This window comes from Brucella grignonensis, from assembly GCF_002252505.1.
GTDB classification, from domain to species: Bacteria; Pseudomonadota; Alphaproteobacteria; order Rhizobiales; family Rhizobiaceae; genus Brucella; species Brucella grignonensis.
Genome location: NZ_NNRL01000161.1, coordinates 110,233 through 134,267 on the forward strand (window position 1 = coordinate 110,233; position 24,035 = coordinate 134,267).

The window sequence follows — 24,035 nt, forward strand, 5'->3', positions numbered from 1 at the left end:
GGTTCTATCTTAGTTGATTGAGGCGGCAGCGCGCTGCGGGCGTGGCATCGGCACAGGGATCTGCGAAATATCGAGCTGCCCGACCTTTGTCACCTTTGCAGGCGGCGCTGAAACAAGCCCGACCTGCACCGGCACCGGCTCACGGGTCATCGCATGAATATAAGGCGAATTGAGCTGCAAACGCCCTTCGACATCGCGACCGTCCCAGCGATCAGCCATGGCCTGCTGGTTGCAAATGGTCTTGCGCATATCCACGGCCTGATAGACGGCACTGCTTGCCGGCGGCACCATGCTCCCAAGCGTCGGCACACCCGCACCATTGCTGCGGAATGCATCGGTCATCAGCTGTGCTGCCTGCACAGCGCGGGTTTCCTGACGATCAGCACCCAGCACAACTGCGAGAATTGTCCGGCCCTGACGGGTTGCTGAGCTGGCCAGATTGAAGCCTGATGCACAGACAAAACCGGTCTTCATGCCATCGGCACCATCGAACCGGCCAAGCAGAATATTGTAATTGGCCTGTGGCTTCTTGCCGTCGCCTGCATCAATAGCTTCTGTATTGAAATAATGCGCATATTGCGGAAACTCGCGACGCAGCTGCACGCCAAGAACAGCCAGATCGTGCGCGGTCGAATAATTGTTCGGGTCATGCAAACCATTTGGATTGGCAAAATGCGATCCGCTCATGCCGATGCGCTGCGCTTCCGCATTCATACGCTGTACGAAAGCCGATTCCGTGCCGCCAACAGCTTCCGCAACGGCAACCGAAACGTCATTGGCCGATTTCACAAGCATGATCTTGAGTGCATTGTCGAGCGTCAACACGGAGCCAGGACGATAGCCCATCTTGCTCGGCGGTTCTTTCGAGGCGTTAACCGTCATTTTGACAGGGGATTCAAGCGTCAGCTGTCCTGCCTGAAGAGCACGGAAAGTGACATAGGCCGTCATCATCTTGGTGAGCGAAGCCGGGTACCAGCGCTGGAAAGGATCCTGCGCAGAATAAACCTTGCCACTTGCCACATCCACCGCAATCGATGGGTTAGCCGTAGCAGCGGACAAAGCACCAGCCAGGGCAAGGCCAGAAATTGCCGCGGTTGCAAACCAGATTTTCAACGGTTTCGAAATCATTTCGTAGTTCCAATCAACGAGAGCCGCAATGCCTGCGGGTTATCGGTTCCGCTTCCTGTTGCATCGACCTCCAAAAGCCGCAACGGCTTGCGAATACACCAGTCAAAAAGGAGAATTTGCACTGCTCTTATCTATGCCATGTGGCAAGGAAAAGGCAAATAGGGATTGCCCGCTTTCACCGAAACGTCATATTCTCGCAACTTCTGCATCATAAGAATCTCAGGATATTTCCGAAATGCCAGTGCTCAATCGTGCCGTCGAGACTCAAGCGGAGATCGCCGCATGGCGTCGTCATCTGCACCAGAATCCCGAACTTCTTTATGACGTTCACCAGACGGCGCGCTTTGTCGAAGAAAAGCTGAAATCCTTCGGCTGTGACCTTGTTGAAACCGGTGTCGGCCGTAGTGGCGTTGTCGCGGTCATCAAAGGACGGCATGGCGATGGTCCGGCTATCGGTCTTCGTGCCGATATGGATGCGCTGCCGATCACCGAGACAAGCGGTGTCGAATGGGCATCGAAAAACCCGGGAAAAGCGCACTCCTGCGGTCATGATGGCCACACATCCATGCTACTGGGTGCCGCACAATATCTGACAGAAACCCGTAACTTCCGCGGCTCTGCCGTATTGCTTTTCCAACCAGCTGAAGAAGGTGGCGCAGGCGCGCTTGCCATGGTTCAGGACGGCGTGATGGATCGTTTCGGCATTGCGGAAGTCTATGGCGTGCACAATCTGCCAAGCCTTGCGGTGGGCCAGTTCGCCATGTGCAAAGGCCCGATCATGGCGGCAACCGACGAGTTCGATCTTTCCATCAAGGGACGCGGCGGTCATGCAGCACAACCGCACCGCACGATTGATCCAATCCTTGCCGGTTCACAGCTGCATCTTGCCATTCAGGGCATTGTCGCACGCAATATCGATCCACTGGATTCACTCGTCATTTCCATCACGAAGTTCCATGCGGGCGAAGCCTATAATGTCATTCCGGAAACGGCGAAATTATCCGGCACCGTACGCACACTGAGCAAAGAAACCCGTGCCTATGCTGAACGTCGCATTCGCGAAGCAGCGGCAGGTATCGCCATGCTTACAGGCGCTGAAATCACCGTGCGCTACAAGAACAACTATCCTGTCACCTATAATCATGACGACCAGACCGACTTTGCGGCTCGTGTCGCAAAGAATGTGGCGGGCGAAGGCAAGGTGAAGACCGATGTGGCCCCGATGATGGCCGCCGAAGACTTCTCTTATATGCTGGAAGCACGTCCGGGCGCTTACATCTTCCTTGGTAATGGTGACACGCCGGGCCTGCATCATCCCGCCTATGACTTCAACGACGAAGCCATTCCCTATGGCGTGAGCTATTTTGTGTCGGTGGTTGAAACCGCCCTGGCCGCTTAAATTCGTTTCAGAAGAAGAAATGCGCCTGCCCCGCTTTTTGCGGGGTTGGCGAAAGCCATGAAAAACAGTATGTGTCGGAAAATGCTCTGGCCCATCAGAGCGCCGAGCGTCCTTTCGGACGCATAAAGGTCGCTCTAAGCCATTAAATCCGGGCGTTTTTGATGACTGGTCCCGTAGCTCAGTAGGATAGAGCGCAAGATTCCTAATCTTGAGGCCACTGGTTCGAATCCAGTCGGGATCACCATTTCCTTATTTATTGAACTTTATAAATAGAAAGTATAACAATTTTGTTTTCGGTTTATAATATCATTTAACTCTATTATACCCCTTTTGTTAACGATCAGGCCATTTACATCGCACTATGGGGGCATAGCTATGACATCCTATGATAAGGATAAGATAAAGAACTTTGATGAAAACGCTTTCAGAGAAGAATTAATCGGAAGATCTATAAATGATTATGAAGCATGGAAGGATGTCTATAAGCTGAGTATAGAATTAAGAAATTTTGAGATTAACCAGCTGGTACAAAGAAATAATTTTTTTATGATTTTTCAGGGAGTTTTACTGGCAAGTATAAGCCAATCCCAGAATGCACATCCTGCCGTAACTTTTGTAATATGCCTGTCCGGCATGCTAATTTCTATTCTACAAACAGCGATGGCATCTGGAGCAAAATACTGGCAGGAACACTGGGAAGAAAACACTAGGCAATCCGAAGATAATATGCTTTCTGAGCTTTACAAGCAAACAAGAATATATAGAAAGATAAGGCGATCTGGCTTGGATGAAGAAATTCTCTCAAAGATAAAAAACAGAGGGACTATAATAAAATTATTTGGCGGAAAATCCAATCATGACAGAATTAAAAAAGCAGTTGTACAATCGAGGCCATTTGCACCATTCACAAATTGGCTGATACTTAAATGTTTCTCCGCAAGTAGAATTCAGATATATGTTGGAATCGTTCTCTCTTTTTCCTGGTTTATATTGCTATATCAGACATTAAATTTTTCATTTGTGAATATAATTGATATTCAAATCATTGGATTTAAAAAAATCAACTAGTCGAAAAATCGGCTTTATGGGAAATAGTATTCTTTAAGTATCTCACGTTCCATAAGGCCAGTTGGCCTGTGAAAACAGGCCGCCATCGACCCAAATCGTCTGGCCTGAAACAAACCGCGCAGCATCGGACGCCAGAAACAGCACCGGACCGGAAAGATCTTCCACGGTTCCGACCCGCCGCAATGGCGTAATCCGACCCCATGTTTCTGCATAATCCGGCTGTTCCTGTGCGGTACGTTCATTGTAAATCGCGCCGGGGGCCACGCAATTCACCCGGATGCCGTGCGGCCCAAGCTCCACTGCAGACACCTTGGTGAACTGCTCAATACCGCCCTTGGAGGCGGTGTAGGAAACAAGCTTCGGGAATGCGAGCTTATTGCAACCTGAGCCGATATTGATGATCGAACCACCCTTGCCGACATCGACCATCCGCTTAGCGGCAGCCTTCGTGTTGAGAAAACAGCCTTTCATATTGGTACGGATCACATCGTCCCAGCCCTCTTCGGAAAGCTCCAGCAAAGGCGCCCATGTCTGGATGCCTGCATTGTTGACCAGCACATCGGGTGCATCACCATACCAGCTGCAGACCTCATCGAAGAACTCTTCGACCTCGGCTCCGGAACCGACATCGCATTCAATGCCCAGTGCCTGACCACCCGCAGCTTCCACTTCCTCCATGAGTGTATTTGCGGCTTCGTCATCGCCTCTGAAACTGAAAGCGACCGCATATCCGGCTTCCGCAAATGCCGAAACCAGATGTCGGCCAATACCGGTGCTTCCGCCTGTGACAATCGCAAACCCACTCATAAATTCCCTCCCCAATATGTCGAATTGAATTTAATCGAGTTTGGGCAATGGTAAAGCTGTGAAAATGGAAATATCAGTTTTCCCGAAAGAGGAGGCCAGCATGAACCCCGATATTCAAGTCGCCAACGGCGCCTGCCACTGCAGAACGGTACGCTTTCGCGTCAAACTTTCCGATGGCCTTAACACGGCGCGGCGCTGCACCTGCTCTTATTGCCGGATGCGCGGAGCAGTCGCTGTTTCCGCCGATCTTGATGGGCTCGAAGTGCTTGAAGGGAAAGACGCGCTGACGCTCTACACATTCAATACTGGTGCAGCGAAGCACTATTTCTGCTCGAAATGCGGGATCTACACCTTCCATCAGCGCCGCTCCAATCCACGCCAGTTTGGCGTGAATGCCGCCTGCCTTGAAGATATTTCCCCCTTTGACTTCAAGGTTATTCCCGTCAATGACGGCGTGAACCACCCCTCCGACAATCCGAACTACAAAGGTTCGGGCATTGCGGGCTATCTGCGTTTTGAGCCCGTTGTGGAAGAGGATTAATTCCTCGCCCGCCGCTTATGTTCGTTCTTCTCCCATGAAAACAGAACCGGCGGCAGTGGATCGCGCCCGCGAATAATATCCGCACCCTTTTCGCCGATCATGATGGTCGGCGCATTGGTGTTACACGATGGAACGCGCGGCATAATCGAGCTGTCGCAAACCCGCAAGCCTTCGAGCCCCCGCACTTTCAGATCAAGATCGACAACGGCCCTCGCATCGGTTCCCATCTTGCAAGTGCCGACCGGATGATGATCGGTCTTGGCATTGGCACAGGCATAATCGAACAGATCGTCGTCACTGACGACCTTCGGTCCCGGCAGACGTTCCGCCATGACATAGGGTTTTAAGGCATTCTGCTGCATGATTTCGCGCGCGATCTTCAAACCCTCAAGAGACATTTTGCGATCATGCGGATCGCTCCAGTAATTGGGGTCGATCAGCGGTGCCGCAGCCGGGTCGCTGGATGCCAGCCGCACGGTTCCGCGCGAGCGCGGATGCAGATAGGCGGAGTTGAGCGTCACGCCTGCATTTTTGAGCTTCTCGACACCTGCCTCGATGCCCGAACCAAGCCCCAGATGGAACTGAATATCCGGCGAACGCGCATCCGGGTCAGCATACCAGAAACCGCCGGTTTCAAAGAGGCTCGATGCCACCGGACCGGAGCGCAGCAGAATATATTGCAGCCCCGCGCCCAGTGTCCGGTGCAGCTTTGCCACGCCATCATAGGTGTGATCGCCCGTGCATTCGGCAATGACAAAGAGATCAAGATGATCCTGCAAGTTCTCGCCCACACCCGGCAGATCATGTTTCACATTGACGCCGAGTTTTTTGAGATGATCGGCGGGGCCGATGCCCGATTGCAGCAGGAGTTTCGGCGAGCCGATGGCGCCGGAAGAGACAATCACCTCGCGGTTTGCGCGCAAGACCTCACCGCTCATCAGCGTTACCCCGGTTACGCGGGTCTTTTCCAGCTCGATGTTGCGTACCGGCGCATTCATGCGCACGCTCAGATTCTTGCGAGCCCTGATCGGCGCGAGATAAGCGAGCGATGCCGACGAGCGGCCGCGATTGCGCTGGGTGAGCTGATAAAAGCCAACGCCCGCCTGTTCGCGACCGTTGAAATCCGGATTGTATGGAATGCCGAGTTCTTGACCCGCGCGGATATAGGCGTCGCAGATCGGCAGTGGTGCGGATGGCATCGAAACGCCAAGCGGCCCGCCATAGGAATGAAAATCATCGTTGAAACGCTGGTTGTCTTCGGCGCGTTTGAAATAGGGCAGCACATGGCGATAGTCCCAGCCGGTGCAGCCGTCTTCGCCAGCCCAGAGATCATAATCGGCTGCATTGCCGCGCGTATAAATCTGGGCATTGATCGAGGAGCCGCCGCCAATGACTTTCGCCTGCGTATAGCGCAACACACGGTTTTTGAGATGCTTCTGCGGAACGGTTTCCCACCCCCAGCTCGCCACGCCCTTCGTCATTTTGGCAAAACCGGCAGGCATGTGAAACAGCGGGTTCCAGTCGCTGCCGCCTGCCTCCAGCAGCAGCACTTTTATCGAAGCATCTTCGCTCAGACGATTGGCAAGAACACAACCGGCAGGCCCGCCACCCACGATGATATAATCGTAATCCATCACGCCGTTCCTAAAGCTTTGCTATCGACAGGCCGCCATCGGCATTAATCGCCGAGCCTGTCGCAAAAATGAAATCGCCACCGGCAAGCCCGGCCACAATCGCGCCGACATCACCCGCCTCGCCCCAGCGTTTCATCGGCACCAGACCGGCTTCGATCAGCCCGTCGTAACGCTCAGTGACCTTTGCTGTCATATCGGTGCGGATGATGCCGGGACGCACCTCGAACACCCCGATCCGCGCTTCGGCCAGACGTAGCGCAAGCCCCTGCACGAAGGCAGTCAATCCGGCTTTGCTGATGCAGTAGTCAAGCCGCTCGGGCGAAGTCATCACCGACGAAACCGAACTAATCGTCACGATGCTGCGCGGGAAACGCACTTCGGTTGCGGCCAGCATGGCCTTCACCACGGCCTGGGTAAAAAACACCGTGCCGCGCAGATTTACATCCATGATCGTGTCGAAGTTTTCCGGCTTCAGACCCAGAAAATCCCCGCGCTCGACCGAACCCATGCCCGCATTATTGACCAGACAATCAATGCCGCCAAATTCCTTCAGCACAGCGGAGACGGTTGCCTCATGCATTCCAACGGCAGCCAGATCGCTTTCAAAGAAAACCACCTTTCCGCCAAGTGCGCGCAATTCATCGATAACGGCATCGTCATGCTCACGGTCGGTGATCGCCAGATCAAACCCTTTGGCGGCCAAAGCACGCGCTATGCCAAGCCCGATCCCGCGCCGCCCGCCGGTTACCACTGCAACAGGTCTTTGACGGTTCATGCCAGCACCTCCCGGTTCAAATGATCCGCCACGCGCAAGGCTTGCGCGGCAATGGTCAGCGCCGGATTGACCGCCGCCGATGTCGGCAGGAACGACGCATCGACCACGTAGAGATTGGGATGATCGTAAGCATGGCAATAAGGATCAAGCGGCGCCGTCGCCGGATCGTTGCCGATGCGCACCGTGCCGCATTGATGCGATGGCGTGCGCCGGTCGAAAGCACGCGACAGCACCACCGGAAAACCTGCCTGCCTGAGCGCTGATTTGAGCTTATCAACCAGCATCAGATGCGCCTTCCAGTTGGAACGCACCCAATGCAGAATGATGCGGTCGCCATCCACTGTCACGCGGCTTTCCGGGGATGGCAGGTCTTCGCTCATCGCGTAAAAATCGATCGTATGACGCGCAATGCGGTTCAGCAACCATTCCGGCACGCGGGGCATATTGGCTTTCAGGATTTCGCCCGACACACGGCCAAGCAGTTGCACATTGCCGAGCGGCGGTCCGCCTGCTCCATCCGACAGATAGTAATCATTGAAACCGAAGGTCTTCTGGTGGACGGAATCGTTGCGATAGCGTGGGTCGAAAGCGATCACCGCGCTGGAATTGTGGTTCATGAAATTGCGGCCCACCTGATCGGAACGATTGGCAAGGCCTGAGCGCAGCAAAAGCGCTGCCGACTGCACGGCACCGGCGGATAGAATGACCATCTTAGGGCGCAGAACCAGCGTTTCGCCATTCTTCTCATAATGAACCGCTGTGATGGTTGTGCCATCCGGCCCGGTTTCCAACCGCGTCACCCGCGCTTGAGTTTCAAGCTGCACATTCGGATATTCAAGCGCTTGAGCAAGCGGACAGGATTCAGCATCCATCTTGCCGTCATCGCTGTTGGGAAATGCATCCCATGGCGTCTTTGCCTTGGCCAACCAGCGGTCGATATCAACGCCAAGCGGCAGGGACGCGACATGCAGGCCATTCTTCTTCAGCCGCGCACGTACATCGGCCATGGGCCGCTCGTCACGGATGGCCGGATAGGGATAGGACTTTGAATGTTCCGGTTCGGTCGGATCATCGCCCAGTTCACCCCGCACCTGAAACAGCTGTTCGGCACGGCTATACCACGGCTCGAGCTCGTCATAGGCAAATGGCCATGCCGGAGACACACCTTCCAGATGCGTCATCTCGGCAAAATCCTCGCGGCGATAACGGATCAGCACCGCGCCAAAGAACTTGGAATTGCCGCCAACATTATAATAATTTCCGGGATTAAACGGCGTGCCATCCGTCTCGTACCAGAACTCTTTCGGGCGAAAGAATCCGCGCTGGAAAATAGCGCGCGGGTCGCGGTTTTCTGGTCTGTCCGGCAAGCGTTCCCCTGCCTCGAGAATAAGAATGTCAGCACCTGACGCGGCAAGACCGGCGGCTATGCTCGCGCCGCCGATACCCGATCCGATGATGACGATATCCGGCTGTCCTCCCAAAGCCGCCACTCCCTACTTAGCCTGCGGCATCCACCAGCCCGTACGCGCACCGATATGCATGTTGAGCGTCTTGGTTTCGGTGTAATCCTCCACCGCATGACGGCCCAGCTCGCGGCCCAGACCCGACTGTCGATAACCGCCGAAAGGCAGTTCCGGTGTGCCATCCATGAAAGTATTCATCCAGACCGTGCCAGCCCGCACCTTTCGGCCAACGCTCATGCAGGTGTCGAAATCACGGCTCCACACGCCTGCTGACAAGCCATAATCGACCGCATTGGCAATCGAAATTGCTTCATCAACCGTCTCAAAAGACAGCACCGACAGAACCGGCCCAAACACTTCCTCACGCGCCACGGCCATGTCGGGTTTCACGCCGGCAATGATGGTCGGCCCCATATATTGGCCAAGACCGAGATCCAGCACATCACCACCGTGGGCAATTGCAGCACCCGCCTTTTTGGCCTGATCGACATAGGTGCCAACCTTCGTCAAATGCTGCGGCGTGATGATCGCGCCAACCTGCGTACTCACATCCAGCGGATCACCAACGACCACCTTTTTCGACAAGTCGGCCACGCGCCCGACAATCTCATCGACAATCGAGCGATGCACAATGAGCCGCGAACCGGCATTGCAGCATTCGCCCGCATTGAACCATGCGCCGAACACCGCAGCGTCGATAAAGGCATCCATATCGGCATCCGGGAACAGGATTTGCGGGTTCTTGCCACCAAGCTCCAGCGATACTTTCTTGAGCGTTTGTGCTGCATTGGCCATGGTCAGTTTGCCCACACCTGTGGAACCGGTAAACGAAACCATATCAACATCCGGATGCGTGCTCATATGCTGGCCGACATCAGCGCCCGTTCCGGTGATGATGTTGACGACACCGTCCGGCACGCCTGCCTCAGTCAGAATTTCGCCGAGTAACAATGTCGATCCGGACGTCAGCTCCGAAGGTTTTACGACTGCCGTACAGCCCGCAGCCAATGCAAATGGCAGCTTCTGGCCCACGATCAGGAACGGGAAATTCCACGGCGTAATGATGGAAACAACGCCAATTGCCTCGCGCAGCACGACGCCCAGAGTGCCATCGCCCAGATTATTGTAGCTCTCGCCATGCAGATCGCGAGCAAGTGCTGCCGCATAGCGCCAGATATCGACCGACCCTGCTATCTCGCCACGCACCTGAGAAATTGGTTTGCCGGCTTCAATCGCATCGAGATAGGCGAGCTCTTCCGCCCGCGCTTCAATCAGATCGGCGGCTTTCAGCAGAACCAGCGAACGCTGCGATGCTGTCTTGGAAGACCAGCGCCCGTCGTCGAAAGCCTTGCGCGCGCGCGCTACGGCGCGCTCCACATCAGCCTTGTTGCCTGCCGGATAGCGGCTTACCGTGACGCCATGGCCGGGCGCTACACGCTCAACTATCTCGCCGCTTTGGCTTCCAACCCATTTTCCATCGATCAGCATGGAGAACTCGCGGACTTCAAGCCCGTTCAGCGGCTGCGGTTTTACGACTACGCTCATCACCATTTTCCTTCAAAATTCGCTTCGCGCTTTTCGGTAAACGAGCGCACGCCTTCTTTCAGATCACCAGTCTTGGCGACAAGAATGGAACCCAGCGCCTCGACTGCCGTGCCATTGTCCTCGCCATTAGCGACTGACAGCATCAGTTTGGAAATTTCCAGCGCAGCCGGTCCGCGTTTGGCCACCCGCGCTGCATAATCCTGCGCCGCCTGTAATGCTGCACCCGTCTCCACCACATGATCCACCAGCCCATGCGACAGCGCTTCTTCTGCGGTGAACATTTCACCGCCCAGCACCATACGGCGCACGATCTGCGCGCCGAAACGGCGCACAAGACGCTGTGTGCCGGACCAGCCGGGGATCATGCCGAGCGATGTTTCCGGCAGGCCGATTTTTGCCTGTCGCTCGACAATGCGGATATCGGCGGCACCTGCCAGTTCCAGACCACCACCCAAAGCATGTCCATTCATCGCTGCGATCAGCGGCACACGCAAAGTCGCAAGCCGCTCGAAAACACGATGACCGTAGCGCACCCAGGCATGGCCGAATTCTGCCGGTTCCATGCCCCCCCAAGCCTTGATGTCACCGCCCGCCGAAAAAGCCTTGCCTTCGCCGGTCAGGATCGCAACGCGCACGGTGCACTCCGCTTCCACCTGATCACAGGCCGCAGACAATTCCTGCAGAAGCTCGATATCAAATGCATTGAGCTTTTCGGGCCGCTTGATGGTCATGACCGCGATGTGGTTCTCAATCGAGATGTCTATCCGTTGAGTCATTTATGCCTCCAGCTTTCGCGCAGGCTTTTGCGGCAGTGTCAGACCAATCGGCTCGTCACGGAACAATGCCTCATCCATGATTTTAAGCTGATCCGAAACGATCAGCGGAAACTCAGCCTGATCAAGAATATGCATCTGCAAATCCACACCCGGCGCAATCTCGGTCAGCACAATCCCTTCTGGCGTGAGCTTCAAAACCGCGCGTTCAGTGACATAGGTAATATCCTGCCCCTGCTCGACACTGCGCGGACCGGAGAAGGTAACATGCTCAACCTCACTAACGAGCTTTTTGAGCTTGCCTTCCTTCTCGATCACCAGCCTGTCATCAGCGACGGACAATTTCGCCCCGGCATTGAACATGCCTGAAAAGACGATTTTTTTGGCCCGTGCAGTAATGTCGACAAAGCCGCCAGCGCCAGCAGTCACATGCGGACGGAATGAAAGCTTCGACACATTGACCGAGCCATCGCGTCCGATCTCAAGGAAGGACAGAAGCGAGGCGTCGAAGCCCGCGCCCTGAAAATAAGTGAACTGATAGGGCGACGGCATATAGGCATCAGCATTCGATGCGCAACCAAAGGCAAAGTCGAGAAGCGGCACGCCGCCGACCGCCCCCTGCTCAATCACCCAGGTGACTGCACCATGCAGGCCCTCTTCCAACAGAATGCGCGGCACATTAGCGGAAATGCCGAAGCCGAGATTGACCACGCTTCCTGCCTGCAATTCCTGCGCAACACGCCGCGCAATCGCTTTCTGAATATTGAATTCGGCCAAGCGGAATGTATCAAGCGGACGGAAAATCTCGCCGGAAATTGCCGGATCATAAAGCGTCTGCGTTGTCTGCTTCTGGTCGGGATCAACGACAATATAGTCAACCAAAACACCCGGCACGCGCACATCATGCGGTTTCAGCGTGCCTTCCTTGGCAATGCGCTTCACCTGCGCAATGACAATGCCGCCATTGTTGCGCGCAGCCAGCGCCTGATCAAGACCGCCAAGATAAGCACCCTCATGCTCATAGGTGAGATTGCCGCGTTCATCCGCAGTGGTGGCGCGGATGATAGTGACATGCGGCACGATATTGGGGAAATAGAGCCAGTCTTCGCCCTCAAAACTGACCTGCTTGACGACCGGCTCTTCACTGGCCTTTTCATTCATTGCCGATCCCTGTCGCTTGGGATCAACGAAGGTATCAAGCCCCACTTTGGTCAGCACGCCGGGGCGCTTGGCAGCCGCCTCTCGATGCATGTCGAACAGAATGCCCGACGGGATATTATAGGCCGGAATCTCATTATTGGTGATCATCTGCCAGATCAGCGGAGGCTCGGCACTCGACGGCCCTGACGGATAGGAACCGCCGATGATCTTCTTGAGAAGCCCCTTTTTGGCGATGTAATCGACACCCTTGATGCCACTCATATCGCCCGCAGCAATCGGGTGCAATGTGGTGATATTTTGGGGATGACCGGTTTCATCAAACCGTTCACCAATCGCTTTCAGCATCATATCCGGGCAGCCAAGACCGCTCGATGAAGAGACCGAAACGACAGCGTTGTCGGGAATAAGGGCAGCTGCTTCCACAAAGGAAATATGTTTGCTCATAATTCTCAAAGTCCTGAATGAACGGCGGTAGCCTTACCGGTCTTTGCAGCCTCAAGCACGGCAAGCCCGGTCGCAAGCGACCAGATGCCATCCTCCAATGTTGCCGATGGCTGGCCCTTACCGGCAACAGCATCATGAAAAGCCTGCAAGGCGGTTTCGTAGAGATTTTTCTGATCGAGCGGCAATTCGTGCTCGCCATCCTTGTTACGTAGAATGACGGTCCCGACCGGCTTTTGCGTCATGACATTGCGTGCAATAAGCGAGCCTTCGCTGCCATGTACCTCGAAGCCGGTTTCCGCATATTTGGTGGTGAAAGCATCATGAAACTGGGCAATTGCGCCGGAGGAGAAGCGCAAAACGCCCATCACGCCATCTTCCAGTCCTTCGCCGCTGAGGCCCCCTTGCTGGCTGAAAGCCAAGGCCTCGACTGGGTTTTCACCCAGCACAAAACGCAGCGTGTCGGCATCATGCACGGTGATATCCAGGATCACACCACCGCCCGCGTCAGGGCGTTCAATGCGCCAGCCTTGCAAATGCGGCGGCAGATAAACCGCATGAAAAACCCGCGCGCCCAGCACCTTGCCGATCTTGCCCTTGGCGATTGCATCACGCATGGCGCGATGGCTTGCAGCATTGCGCAGATGATGGTTGGTACCGGCCACAACGCCCGCTTCACGCACGGCTTTCAGCATTTGGTGCGCGTCATCAAGCGTCAGTGCCAGTGGCTTTTCGCAGAGAATATGCTTGCCTGCTTTGGTGGCAGCAATCGCCTGATCACGATGCAATTCATTGGTGGTGGAGATATAGACAGCGTCAATTTCCGGATCGGATAACAGCGCATCAAGGCTTGTCACAGAGCGGGCAATCCCGTTCTCGCGGGCATAAGTTTCGCCACGTGCAGCATTGGTGCTGTAAACGGAAACGACTTCGCCGCCGGTGGCGCGAATAGCTCCGATCACCCATTCTTTTGCAATGGTGCTTGCGCCTATAAGGCCCCACTTTGCCATGCGAATTTCTCCTCATTTTTGAACGGCGCACCACAACTTGCACGCACCGCAAGACGCACCGACAAGCGCTGCGCCTCCGCCTCCACCCGTTCTGAATTGATCTGTTTCAGCAAAAGCTGCGCCGCACGTTCTCCCAAACCTTGCGGATCGACAGCCACAGTTGTCAGTGCCGGAACAGCGGTCTTTGCTTCGATCACATCGTCAAAACCAACCACTCCGAAATCCCGGCCCGGCTCCAGATTTGCAGCGCGCAAACCATCGCAGACCCCAAAAGCCACAGCATCATTGAAACACACCGCTGCCGTTGGCTTCATGCCTTGCCGCAGCATGCGCTCAACTGCTTCAACACCGCCAGCACGCGAAGGCGCAGAGGTGAAGACCAGCGCATCATCAAACACGATGTCCGCCTGCTCAAGCCCCGCACGATAGCCCGCAACTCTCTCAGCAAAAACAGCGGTATCCGCATAGCCGCCCATGAAAGCGATTACGCGATGCCCTAGCGACACCAGATGCTCAATCGCCTTTGCCACGCCGCCGCGGTTATCCGAAACGATGGAAGAAACGCCCGATCCCGGCACATCACGCACCATCTGCACAACCGGCAGGCCACTTTTTGCCAGCGGTTTCAGATCATTAGCCTCGGTTCCACGCGCTGGCGAAACGATCAGCCCGGCAATGCCATGTTCACGCATCGAGGCAATCACCTCACGCTGACGGTCAATACTTTCCGCCGTGTTGGCTAGAAACTGCACATAACCTGCCGATTGCATGACGCGATCAACACCAACGGCAAGCTCGGCAAAGAAGCTGTTGGTCAGATCATTGACCACAAGGCCGATGATCTTTGATTTCGCCTGACGGAGATTGGCAGCCGAGCGATTATAAACATAACCGAGTTTCTCGATTGCCTCCTGCACCTTGGCCCGGGTTTCGGCATGAACAAGCGGACTGTCACGGAGCACAAGCGAGACGGTCGATTTCGACACGCCTGCTTCGCGTGCAATATCGATGACCGTAATGCTGCTCTTGTTCATGCCAATCTCCTGTTCGCGTCATTTAATTGGAACGTTCCAAATTTGTCAATAATTTTGAACAACATCAGAACAATCTCAAAACCACGCGAAAGTGCGGGCCGAAATTCATATTTCCGAGCGCCATTTTTCAAAATTTATATACATAAAGCGTCCATTTTCCATATTTCATAAGAATATTCTATTTTTATAGAGCATCGCCTTGTTCTGCCTCAGCTTGATAATTGGAACGATCTAAATTATGAATCCGTCGTGGAGTTGGAGGACTGACATGAGTGCATCATCGGAAAACGTGCTGACCCTGCCAATCGCAGACGGTAGCGTAAAATCCTACCGCTTGATTGGCGTACCGACACCGCGTCCGGCAAATCCGCCGCAGTTCAATCGCATTGCCTATGCGGCAGCGCATGTGGTTTCCGATCCGCTGAAAGATGCCCGTCCATGGAACGATCCGGCAATCGACTGGGATGCGACCATGGCTTTCCGGCATCATCTGTGGAGCCTCGGCTTCAAGATCGCGGAAGCGATGGATACGTCGCAGCGCGGTATGGGACTGAACTGGACAGGTGCGCAGGAACTGATCCGCCGTTCGCTGGCAGACAGCAAGACCGTAGCGGGCGCTGATCTCGCGAGCGGTGCAGGCACTGACCACCTTGATCCCGCCGATGCGAAAAGCCTTGATGACGTGATCAAAGCCTATGAAACACAGGCCGGCTTCATCGAAAAACACGGCGGGCGTTTCATCCTGATGGCAAGCCGTGCCCTGGCGCGCATCGCCAAGTCCCCCGACGATTACGCCAAGGTCTATGGCCGAATTCTCGGTCAAGCCCGCGACAAGGTCGTGCTGCACTGGCTGGGCGATATGTTCGATCCGCAGCTGAAAGGCTATTGGGGTTCGGAAAATTTCGACAATGCGCTTGATACGGTGATCGGCATCATTAGAGCCCATCGCGACAAGGTGGAAGGCATCAAAATCTCACTGCTGGAGGAGCGCTACGAAATCGCACTGCGCGACCGCCTGCCGGAAGGCGTGCTCTGTTTCACGGGCGATGATTTCAACTATGCGCCGCTGATCGAAGGCGACGGAAACAAACACAGTCATGCACTACTCGGCATTTTCGATGCGGTCGCCCCGCAGGCCTCAAGTGCGCTGACTGCACTCGCCGCAGGCGACAATGCCCGCTTCCGCGCCATCATCGAGCCGACCGTGCCGCTATCGCGGAAAATCTTTGAGGCACCGACACAATATTACAAGGCTGGCGTCGTGTTCCTGGCCTGGCTGAACGGTCACCAGAACCATTTCACCATGCCAGCCGGAATGCAGTCGGCGCGTGGCATTTCGCATTACGCCGACATATTCCGCCTCGCCGATCAGGCCAATGTGCTCGACCAGCCAGACCTCGCCATCAGCCGCATGAAACAGCTTCTGGCGATTTATGGCGTGGAATGAAAACAGGCGACGGTCTGTTTCTGCGCATGTCTCCCGAAACCGGTTTCCACTTTCGGGAGACATCCTTGCACCGCCCGTCTTCAACGCTGTTCAGCGCCAGCCAAGCGCTGGCGCAACATGCTTGAGGATCGACTCGATTACATGCGCGTTGTAGTCGACACCAAGCTGGTTCGGCACCGTGAGAAGCAGCGTATCGGCTTCAGCAATCGCCTCATCCTTTTCGAGTTGCTTGATGAGCTTATCCGGTTCAGCCGCATAGGAGCGGCCAAAGACGGCTCTCAAATCCTCTTCAATGTAGCCGATCGAATCCTGCTCGTTGCTACCGCCACCAAAATATGCGCGATCACGATCATCGACCAATGCGAAGATGCTGCGGCTCACCGAAACACGTGGCGTGCGGGTGTGGCCCGCTTCCTTCCAGGCTTCACGATAGGCGCGGATCTGCTTGGCCTGCTGGATATGCAAAGGCTCGCCTGACTCGTCCTTCTTCAGGGTCGAGCTTTGCAAATTCATGCCAAGCTTTGCAGCCCAGATGGCTGTCGCATCCGAGGCAGCACCCCACCAGATACGATCCCGAAGACCTTCCGAATGCGGCTCGATGCGCAGCAGACCGGGAGGGTTCGGAAACATTGGACGCGGATTTGGCTGCGCAAAACCTTCACCTTTAAGCATTTCGAAGAATACTTCACCATGCTTGCGGCCCAGATCGGCATCGGTCATGCCCTCTTCCGGCGCATAGCCGAAATAACGCCAGCCATCGATCACCTGTTCCGGCGAGCCACGGCTGATACCGAGCTGCAAACGGCCTTTGGAGATCAGGTCTGCTGCACTGGCGTCTTCGACCATATAGAACGGGTTTTCATAACGCATGTCGATGACGGCTGTGCCGATCTCGATCTTGCTCGTCTTGGCGCCGATGGCTGCGAGCAGCGGAAATGGCGAGGCGAGCTGGCGCGCAAAATGGTGCACGCGGAAATAAGCGCCGTCGGCCCCCAGCTCCTCGGCGGCAACGGCCAGATCAATGGACTGCAGAAGCGTATCGCTTGCCGAACGGGTTCCCGACTGCGGCGATGGCGACCAATGGCCGAACGAAAGAAAGCCGATTTTCTTCATGATGGAATCCTTGAGCGCAACTTGAGTGCAAGATATTGTTTCTCAATGAATATGGCGTGCCGGACTGTTATTGAAAGTGCATTGAACACTGTGTTCATGAATTGAAACTCTTGTTCAGTTGGCTCATCCCACCTGCGGCGCGCTAAACGCGAAGATCAGGATCAACGCAACAATGATAATACTCGTCATCAATGTCGCGATGACGAGGCCAAGCGCTGCGAGTGGTCCGATGGGTGAATTGTCCCGGAAATAAATATACTCGACGACAATCAGCCACACTGCCGCGCAAAATAGGATCAAGCCGGTGGTTCCCGACCCAACATAGGGATTGAGTGCCACAGCGCTCGTGAAGGCCAGGGTCGACGGTCCGCCAATATAACATTGCTGGTCAAAGGGAACATGAAGACTGTCCCGTGTTACCTTTTCCCCTCTCGACAGGGCGAGAAACAACGCGCCGATCAACGGCACAATGCAATAAATGATCATGCTGAAAGCCATGTTGCTGGCCCAGGAACCGAATATAACGCTTCCAAAACGGCTTTCGGACATAACCTTGATTTCATCCGCCGTGTCGGGCGCAATCACCGAACCCACCAGAATGGAAACAAAGAGAAACAGTGCCGGGCGCATGGCGTCGGAAAATGCCGTATCCAGCTTCTCATTGTCGGCCTGCAAGCGGACATAACGAAGCGTCTGCCGGGGACTCGCAATCATCCGAAACATCGTCAACGGAAAAAACAGGATCCACATCATCACGTCATAGACGCCCTGTTCAATGAGCTTGGGTATGTTGAAGAGATCCATGTTCAGCCCCCTCTATCGACGTTAGAGCATTTCCAGCAAAAGTGCGAAGCGGTTTTGCGTCGGATAATGCGAAAAAACAAAGAGATAGAGCATTTCCAATGTTTCAAGAAAAACGGGAAATGCTCTAGAACCGCATGAATCCGGCAATGACATTCCGAACCGGTTCCTGCTGTCTTTTGTTTCCCACCCACAATTAAGATTTAATCACCCGAAAAGTTCCATCTGGCGCTTATCATGATGAAACCCATGGAAGGCTCCCCGATAAGGCCAATCTGATCGGTTCCAGAACTGACAGCTCCTACAGCTTGACACGACGTTCGCGTGCGCATTGATTTCGGTCAGCAACTTGATTAAGCAATCAGGTAACGCACCAAAACAGGGGAGATTTTCATGCGTTCTATGCTTCTGGCCTTGCTGGCCGCAACGGCTATCGCCACTTCGGCCCAAGCCAAGGATGTAACGGTTGCCGTTACAGCTATCGTTGAACATCCCGCACTTGATGCTGCGCGCGACGGCGTGAAGGATGCACTGGCTGAAGCTGGCTTCAAGGAAGGCGAAAATCTCAAATTCGTCTATCAGTCCGCTCAGGGTAATCCGGCAACCGCCGCCCAGATTGCACGCCAGTTCGTTGGCGAAGCTCCTGACGTGATCGTTCCGATCTCCACGCCGTCGGCACAGGCTGTCGTTTCGGCAACCCGCGATATTCCGATCGTGTTCACCGCCGTTTCCGACCCGCTCGGCGCGCAGCTCGTCAAGGACATGACAAAGCCGGGCGGCAACGTGACCGGTCTTTCCGACATGTCGCCAGTGGCAGAGCACATCAAGCTCATCAAGGAAGTGATGCCGAACATCAAGAAGCTCGGCTATCTCTACAATTCCGGCGAAACCAATTCCGTGTCGCTTCTGACTGCGCTGAAGGAAGCCGCTTCCGCCGAAGGCATCGAAATCGTTGAATCGGCTGCCACCAAGTCGGCTGAAGTTCAGGGTGCAGCGCGCGCCCTCGTCGGCCGTGCGGACGCTATGTATGTGCCGACCGACAACACCATCGTTTCAGCGCTTGAAAGCGCCGTCGGTGTTGCTGAAGAAAGCAAACTGCCACTCTTCACCGCCGATACGGATTCCGTCAAGCGCGGTGCGCTCGCCGCTCTCGGCTTCAACTATTACGACGTTGGCAAGCAGACCGGCGCTGTCGTTGTGAAAATCCTCAACGGTGAAAAGCCGGGCGATATCGCTGTCGACATTGCCAAGGGCACCGACCTCGTCATCAATCTTGCTGCTGCAAAGAAGATGGGCGTCGAATTCCCGCAGGCTGTTATCGACCGCGCAACCAGCAAGGTCGAATGATCGGTCTCCAGATATAATTGCAAAGGGCGGGATGATCTCCCGCCCTTTTCTTTGAAATCTCTTTCCAACAGTTGAGCCTTTAAAATGCCTGCCATTCGTATCCTTCCTGCTGATGACAACACCAATGGCTGGAGCAGGATATTACCAGTTCGCACGCCAAATGCGGCGCTCAAAGGCGATATCAAGGCCGACTGGATCGTGCTGGGTGCCGGATATGCAGGTGTTGCCGCCGCAAGAAGGCTGGCCGAGAACCGCCCGAACGACCGGATTGCATTGATCGATGCGCAAGAAGTCGGAAAAGGGACATCGGGACGCGCTGCAGGCTTCGCCATTGATCTGCCGCACAATGTCAGCTCGTCGATGGAGGAGCTGGCCAAGTCGCACAGCTACCGTGCGCTGGCGCGCGCCGCCATCGACCATCTCAAACAGCAGATTGACCGGCATGGCATTGACTGTGACTGGCGGCAGGACGGAAAGTTTCACGCAGCCGTTTCCGATCAGGGGATGCGCGAGGTTCTCGAACCAACCGTCAAAGAGCTGGAGCGCCTTAAAGAACCCTTCGACTGGCTTGAAGGCGATGCTCTCACCAAGCGGCTCGGGACAAGCCATTTCAAAGCAGCGATTTTCACCTATGGCACCGCGCTTTTAAACCCGGCAGCTCTGGTGTGTGGCCTTGCCGACAGCCTGCCCGCAAATGTCACGCTTTATGAAAACTCTGCCGTGACCAAAATCGACTATGGCGACCGCATTCTCATCACCACGCCAAAAGGCAGCATTCAGGCACCTGCCATGATCCTGACGGTCAACGGCTTCGGTGAGCAGTTCGGCTTTTTCAGGCGAAAGCTTTTGAATTTCGCAGCCCATGCGAGCTTAAGCCGACAACTTACCAATGACGAATACAAGGCCATCGGCGAAGTCGCTCCTTGGGGGCTCACACCTGCCAATTCCTTTGCCGGTATCACCATGCGTTTGACATCGGATCGGCGCATACTGGTCCGGCAGAACGTGCATTTCTGCCCGTCGCTGCGCCAGTCGAATGTGCGGCGTGAAACAATCAAGCGTGAGCATAAACGGCTGTTCGACGAGCGTTTCCCGATGCTGTCAAACGTCGTTATGGAACACACATGGACGGGCTTCATCTGCCTGTCGCGCAATGGCGCTCCGGGTTTCGGCCAGATCGCCAAGAATGTTTACACCTCACTTTGCCAGAACGGCGTCGGCATCACCAAAGGCACGATAGGCGGCATTCTTGCAGCTGACATGGCCTGCGATATCGATAATCCGCTGATCGACGACATGCTGAAGCTTGGCAGCCCGACCGAACTGCCACCACGACCATTCCTCGACATTGGCGTCCGCGCACGATTTGCCTGGGAGTTGTGGCGCGCGCGCAATGAGGTGTGATGTAAAACTGCGAGCTGAATGTTGTAGCGGGCCCACAGAATGCGGCTTTTCGGCACTTTTTCAGCGATAATGCTTGCTTATTGGAGCTTTTGGGTTGTATCGGGAAAAAGACAGAGCCAGAACAATCGCAAGCAATAAAATTGCGCATGAAAAACCGGGGAATGGTTCCAAAGGCAAATGTGTTTGGAACAAACTCAAATCAAAACCGGTCGTGATTGAAACAGGTCTTTCGGACATGTAAGGGCAAATGCCTGAATATGCGAAAGCCAGTGAACCTATGTGCCTCGAATGGTGCGTTTTCATTTTCAATGACGGCAAAGAACAAGGAATCTCAATGTGAGTCAGATCGCCTTCTGGGGTGCGGTCGAATTGGGCCTCGTCTTCTCTTTCGTCGCCATCGGCGTCTATCTGGCTTTCCGCGTGCTCGATTTCCCCGATCTGACCGTGGATGGCTCATTCCCGCTTGGTGCAGCCGTAACCGGCGTTCTGATCCTTGCTGGCTGGAATCCATGGCTTTCCGCCGGTGTTGCAATGATTGCAGGCTCGATTGCCGGTCTGGTGACAGCGACGCTCAACGTGCGCTTCAAGATCCTCAACCTGCTGGCTTCCATTTTGACGATGATTGCGCTGTTCTCGGTCAATCTGCGCGTCATGGGTCGTCCAAATATCGCACTGATTAATCAGGATACGATGCTGTCTCCGTTCTTCGGTCACGGCATTCCTGAATATTATGTGCGTCCAGCCTTCCTGTTTGTGCTGGTTGCCATCACGGTATTCCTGGTCTGGCGCTTCCTTGAAAGCGACATGGGCCTTGCTATGCGGGCAACTGGCGCCAATCCGAAAATGGCCCGCGCACAGGGTGTACGCACTGATCGCCAGATTTACCTTGGTATGGCGCTCTCCAATGCGCTCGTGGCGCTTGGCGGCTCGCTTTTTGCCCAGACAAACGGCTTTGCAGACGTGACCTCCGGCGTTGGTACAATCGTTGTCGGCCTTGCCGCTGTGATCATCGGTGAAACATTGCTGCGCTCGCGTCTCATCCTCGTCATTCTCATTGGCTGTGTTGCCGGTTCGATTATCTACCGTATTGCCATCCAGCTCGCGCTTTCCAACGGCGATATCGTCGGGCTTCAGGCTTCCGATCTCAATATCGCAACAGCGCTTCTCGTCACCTTCGCACTGATCTTGCCGCGCCTGCGCCGTGGAGGAGCATCGTCATGATCGAAGTTTCCAATCTCGAAGTCATTTTCGGTCGTGGAACACCGCTTGAAAAGCAGGTGCTCAACAAGATCAATCTGACGATGGAGCAAGGCTCTTTTGTCACCGTGATCGGCTCCAACGGCGCTGGCAAATCGACAATGCTTGGCGTGCTTGCAGGCGATGTCATTCCGACCTCGGGCAAGGTCGTGATCAGCGGACAGGACGTGACCCGCAAATCCACTGCCGAGCGGGCCGGTCTTGTGGCACGCGTGTTTCAGGACCCGCTTGCGGGCAGCTGCGGCACGCTGACGATTGAAGAAAATCTGGCACTGGCTGCATCGCGTGGAACACGCCGTGGCCTGACCCATGCGCTCAATTCCAAGCGCCGCGAATGGTTCCGCGAACGCGTGGCAAGCCTCAATCTCGGCCTCGAAAACCGTATGCAGGATCGCATGGAGCTTCTCTCCGGCGGTCAGCGTCAGGCGCTCTCGCTGATCATGGCCACTCTCGCCGGTTCCGAAGTTCTGCTGCTTGATGAACATACCGCAGCCCTTGATCCGGGCATGGCTGAATTCGTCATGGAACTGACCCGCACATTGGTTGCCGAAAACAAGCTGACAGCACTGATGGTCACGCATTCCATGCGTCAGGCGCTCGACTATGGCGACCGCACCATCATGCTGCATGGTGGCAAGATCCTGCTCGACGTGACAGGCGACAAACGCAAGACGCTCGGCGTTGAAGACCTCATCGAAATGTTCCGCAAAGTGCGCGGACAAACACTCGATGACGATGCTTTGCTGATCGAATAAAACTTGCAAACAGCTTTGTTTCACAGCCGCTGCTCAGTTTGACCGGCGGCTGTTTCGTTTGAAAACGAATTGCGCTACTTAATCCTAATGGCGCAAAAGAAAGCACACGAAGTCGATCAGTTTATTGGAAAGCCGAGCAGCTCGTTTCCGGTTGTGCTGCTCTACGGCCCTGATAAGGGGCTGGTGAGCGAACGTGCACGTCGATACGCGCAGGCGACCAAGCTGCCGCTCGACGATCCCTTTGCCGTCATCCGCATGGAAGCCGATGAAATCGATGCCGATCCTGCAAAGCTCGCGGATGAGGCACGCACTATTTCAATGTTCGGTGGTGAGCGGCTGATCTGGATCAAGAATGCAGCCGGACAAAAGAAGCTTGCCGAAGCCGTGAAACTTTTGGCCACAGAGCCGCCGCGTGAAACATATATTCTGGTGGAAGCAGGCGACCTCAAGAAAGGTGCAGGCCTGCGCAGCGCTGTAGAGAACGGTTCTGCCGGCATGGCGTTGCCCTGCTATTCAGACGATGCGCGCGGCATAGACGGTGTGATTGACGACGTTCTGGCTGAATGGAAAATGCAAATCACCATGGATGGGCGCCAGCTGTTGCGGGCGAGCCTTGGCGGTGATCGTCTGGCCACGCGTGGCGAGCTGGAAAAGCTCTGCCTATATGCGCGCGGCAAGGAACGCATTGACATAGATGATGTGCGTGAAGCGGTCGGCGATGTGGCAGGTCTTTCAACGGATGAAGTTATCGATGCTGTGCTGACCGCCGACCTGCCGCGGTTTGAAATGTCTTTTGACCGGGTTGTGAAATCCGGCACGGCACCATTTCTCCTGCTTAATACTGCAATGAGGCAGTTCCAGCAAATACAGACCCTCCGCCATATCGCGGACACCGAGCGCAAAAGTGCTTCCGTTGTTGTCGCATCCGCGCGTCCACCGATCTTTTTCAATCGCAAAAAGCTGATCGAAAATGCTGTCAGCCGCTGGACTGCAGAAAGCCTCGTGCGCGTGATGGAACGCCTGCAACGCGCGGTGTTGGAAAGCCGCCAGAACGCGGCACTCTCCGTGCCGATCATCCGCCAGTGCCTGCTCGCCATTTCTGTTGAAGCAGCGAAGCTGTCACGTCGATAGG

At 55.1% G+C, this 24,035-nt stretch carries 21 protein-coding genes and 1 tRNA gene; 10 read left to right on the plus strand and 12 right to left on the minus strand.

Annotated features, from left to right (window positions below; all coding sequences use genetic code 11):
* Positions 1-9: 9 nt before the first annotated feature.
* Positions 10-1,128 carry a D-alanyl-D-alanine carboxypeptidase family protein gene (locus CEV33_RS12910; protein WP_094540851.1) on the minus strand — a complete coding sequence of 373 codons (1,119 nt, stop codon included), beginning with the start codon at positions 1,126-1,128 and terminating at the stop codon, positions 10-12.
* A gap of 235 nt (positions 1,129-1,363) precedes the next feature.
* Here CEV33_RS12910 and CEV33_RS12915 point away from each other — a divergent pair, with 235 nt between their 5' ends.
* The 3 genes from CEV33_RS12915 (at position 1,364) to CEV33_RS12925 (ending at position 3,595) form a co-directional block, all read left to right on the plus strand.
* Positions 1,364-2,527 carry a M20 aminoacylase family protein gene (locus tag CEV33_RS12915; RefSeq protein WP_094540852.1) on the plus strand — a complete coding sequence of 388 codons (1,164 nt, stop codon included), beginning with the start codon at positions 1,364-1,366 and terminating at the stop codon, positions 2,525-2,527.
* Between the two features lie 167 nt (positions 2,528-2,694).
* A tRNA-Arg gene (locus tag CEV33_RS12920) sits at positions 2,695-2,771 on the plus strand.
* A 131-nt stretch (positions 2,772-2,902) separates the two neighbouring features.
* Positions 2,903-3,595: a RipA family octameric membrane protein gene (locus tag CEV33_RS12925; protein WP_094540853.1), complete on the plus strand. Its 693-nt coding sequence runs from the start codon at positions 2,903-2,905 to the stop codon at positions 3,593-3,595.
* Positions 3,596-3,637: 42 nt separating this feature from the next.
* Here the strand turns inward: CEV33_RS12925 and CEV33_RS12930 are convergent, their stop codons facing one another.
* On the minus strand, positions 3,638-4,402 hold the full coding sequence (locus tag CEV33_RS12930; RefSeq protein WP_094540854.1) for an SDR family NAD(P)-dependent oxidoreductase: 765 nt from the start codon (positions 4,400-4,402) through the stop codon (positions 3,638-3,640).
* Positions 4,403-4,502: 100 nt separating this feature from the next.
* Here CEV33_RS12930 and CEV33_RS12935 point away from each other — a divergent pair, with 100 nt between their 5' ends.
* Entirely contained in the window at positions 4,503-4,943 is a 441-nt protein-coding gene (locus CEV33_RS12935) for a GFA family protein (protein ID WP_094540855.1), read from the plus strand.
* Here CEV33_RS12935 and CEV33_RS12940 read toward each other — a convergent pair.
* From CEV33_RS12940 to CEV33_RS12975, 8 genes are read right to left on the minus strand one after another with little or no spacing between them, the layout of a single operon-like run.
* The gene (locus tag CEV33_RS12940) at positions 4,940-6,577 is read right to left on the minus strand and encodes a GMC family oxidoreductase (protein ID WP_094540856.1); all 1,638 of its coding nucleotides are present in this window, start codon (positions 6,575-6,577) and stop codon (positions 4,940-4,942) included. The two genes, CEV33_RS12935 and CEV33_RS12940, sit on opposite strands and share 4 nt — an antisense overlap.
* Before the next feature lie 10 nt (positions 6,578-6,587).
* Complete coding sequence (locus CEV33_RS12945; RefSeq protein ID WP_094540857.1) at positions 6,588-7,352, minus strand: 3-ketoacyl-ACP reductase; 765 nt, start codon at positions 7,350-7,352, stop codon at positions 6,588-6,590.
* Positions 7,349-8,833, minus strand: coding sequence for a GMC oxidoreductase (locus CEV33_RS12950; protein WP_094540858.1), 1,485 nt, complete (start codon positions 8,831-8,833; stop codon positions 7,349-7,351). Before CEV33_RS12950 ends, CEV33_RS12945 begins: the two co-directional genes overlap by 4 nt.
* 12 nt (positions 8,834-8,845) lie before the next feature.
* Complete coding sequence (locus tag CEV33_RS12955; protein ID WP_094540859.1) at positions 8,846-10,366, minus strand: aldehyde dehydrogenase family protein; 1,521 nt, start codon at positions 10,364-10,366, stop codon at positions 8,846-8,848.
* On the minus strand, positions 10,360-11,136 hold the full coding sequence (locus CEV33_RS12960; RefSeq protein WP_094540860.1) for an enoyl-CoA hydratase/isomerase family protein: 777 nt from the start codon (positions 11,134-11,136) through the stop codon (positions 10,360-10,362). The genes CEV33_RS12955 and CEV33_RS12960 overlap by 7 nt, the downstream gene beginning before the upstream one ends.
* Positions 11,137-12,738, minus strand: coding sequence for an acyl CoA:acetate/3-ketoacid CoA transferase (locus tag CEV33_RS12965; RefSeq protein ID WP_094540861.1), 1,602 nt, complete (start codon positions 12,736-12,738; stop codon positions 11,137-11,139).
* A 5-nt stretch (positions 12,739-12,743) separates the two neighbouring features.
* Positions 12,744-13,745, minus strand: a complete 1,002-nt coding sequence (locus CEV33_RS12970) for a Gfo/Idh/MocA family protein (protein WP_094540862.1) — start codon at positions 13,743-13,745, stop codon at positions 12,744-12,746.
* Positions 13,724-14,779, minus strand: a complete 1,056-nt coding sequence (locus tag CEV33_RS12975) for a LacI family DNA-binding transcriptional regulator (RefSeq protein WP_094540863.1) — start codon at positions 14,777-14,779, stop codon at positions 13,724-13,726. The genes CEV33_RS12970 and CEV33_RS12975 overlap by 22 nt, the downstream gene beginning before the upstream one ends.
* A gap of 268 nt (positions 14,780-15,047) precedes the next feature.
* On the opposite strand from CEV33_RS12975, the gene CEV33_RS12980 reads away from it, so the two are divergent.
* The gene (locus CEV33_RS12980) at positions 15,048-16,226 is read left to right on the plus strand and encodes a dihydrodipicolinate synthase family protein (RefSeq protein ID WP_094540864.1); all 1,179 of its coding nucleotides are present in this window, start codon (positions 15,048-15,050) and stop codon (positions 16,224-16,226) included.
* A gap of 90 nt (positions 16,227-16,316) precedes the next feature.
* On the opposite strand, the gene CEV33_RS12985 is transcribed toward CEV33_RS12980, so the two are convergent.
* Together CEV33_RS12985 and CEV33_RS12990 are read right to left on the minus strand one after the other, a co-directional pair.
* The gene (locus CEV33_RS12985) at positions 16,317-17,339 is read right to left on the minus strand and encodes an LLM class flavin-dependent oxidoreductase (protein ID WP_094540865.1); all 1,023 of its coding nucleotides are present in this window, start codon (positions 17,337-17,339) and stop codon (positions 16,317-16,319) included.
* A gap of 123 nt (positions 17,340-17,462) precedes the next feature.
* The gene (locus CEV33_RS12990) at positions 17,463-18,143 is read right to left on the minus strand and encodes a hypothetical protein (RefSeq protein ID WP_094540866.1); all 681 of its coding nucleotides are present in this window, start codon (positions 18,141-18,143) and stop codon (positions 17,463-17,465) included.
* Between the two features lie 390 nt (positions 18,144-18,533).
* On the opposite strand from CEV33_RS12990, the gene CEV33_RS12995 reads away from it, so the two are divergent.
* The 5 genes from CEV33_RS12995 (at position 18,534) to holA (ending at position 24,034) form a co-directional block, all read left to right on the plus strand.
* Positions 18,534-19,487, plus strand: a complete 954-nt coding sequence (locus CEV33_RS12995; RefSeq protein WP_094540867.1) for an ABC transporter substrate-binding protein — start codon at positions 18,534-18,536, stop codon at positions 19,485-19,487.
* An 84-nt stretch (positions 19,488-19,571) separates the two neighbouring features.
* A complete protein-coding gene (locus tag CEV33_RS13000) occupies positions 19,572-20,891 on the plus strand; it encodes an NAD(P)/FAD-dependent oxidoreductase (RefSeq protein WP_094540868.1) in 1,320 nt (439 codons plus the stop codon).
* Positions 20,892-21,227: 336 nt separating this feature from the next.
* The gene (locus CEV33_RS13005; protein WP_094540869.1) at positions 21,228-22,112 is read left to right on the plus strand and encodes an ABC transporter permease; all 885 of its coding nucleotides are present in this window, start codon (positions 21,228-21,230) and stop codon (positions 22,110-22,112) included.
* Positions 22,109-22,903 (plus strand): ABC transporter ATP-binding protein, encoded by a 795-nt coding sequence (locus tag CEV33_RS13010; protein ID WP_094540870.1) that lies wholly within the window; start codon positions 22,109-22,111, stop codon positions 22,901-22,903. Before CEV33_RS13005 ends, CEV33_RS13010 begins: the two co-directional genes overlap by 4 nt.
* Positions 22,904-22,990: 87 nt before the next feature.
* On the plus strand, positions 22,991-24,034 hold the full coding sequence (holA, locus tag CEV33_RS13015) for a DNA polymerase III subunit delta (RefSeq protein WP_094540871.1): 1,044 nt from the start codon (positions 22,991-22,993) through the stop codon (positions 24,032-24,034).
* Position 24,035 lies beyond the last annotated feature (1 nt).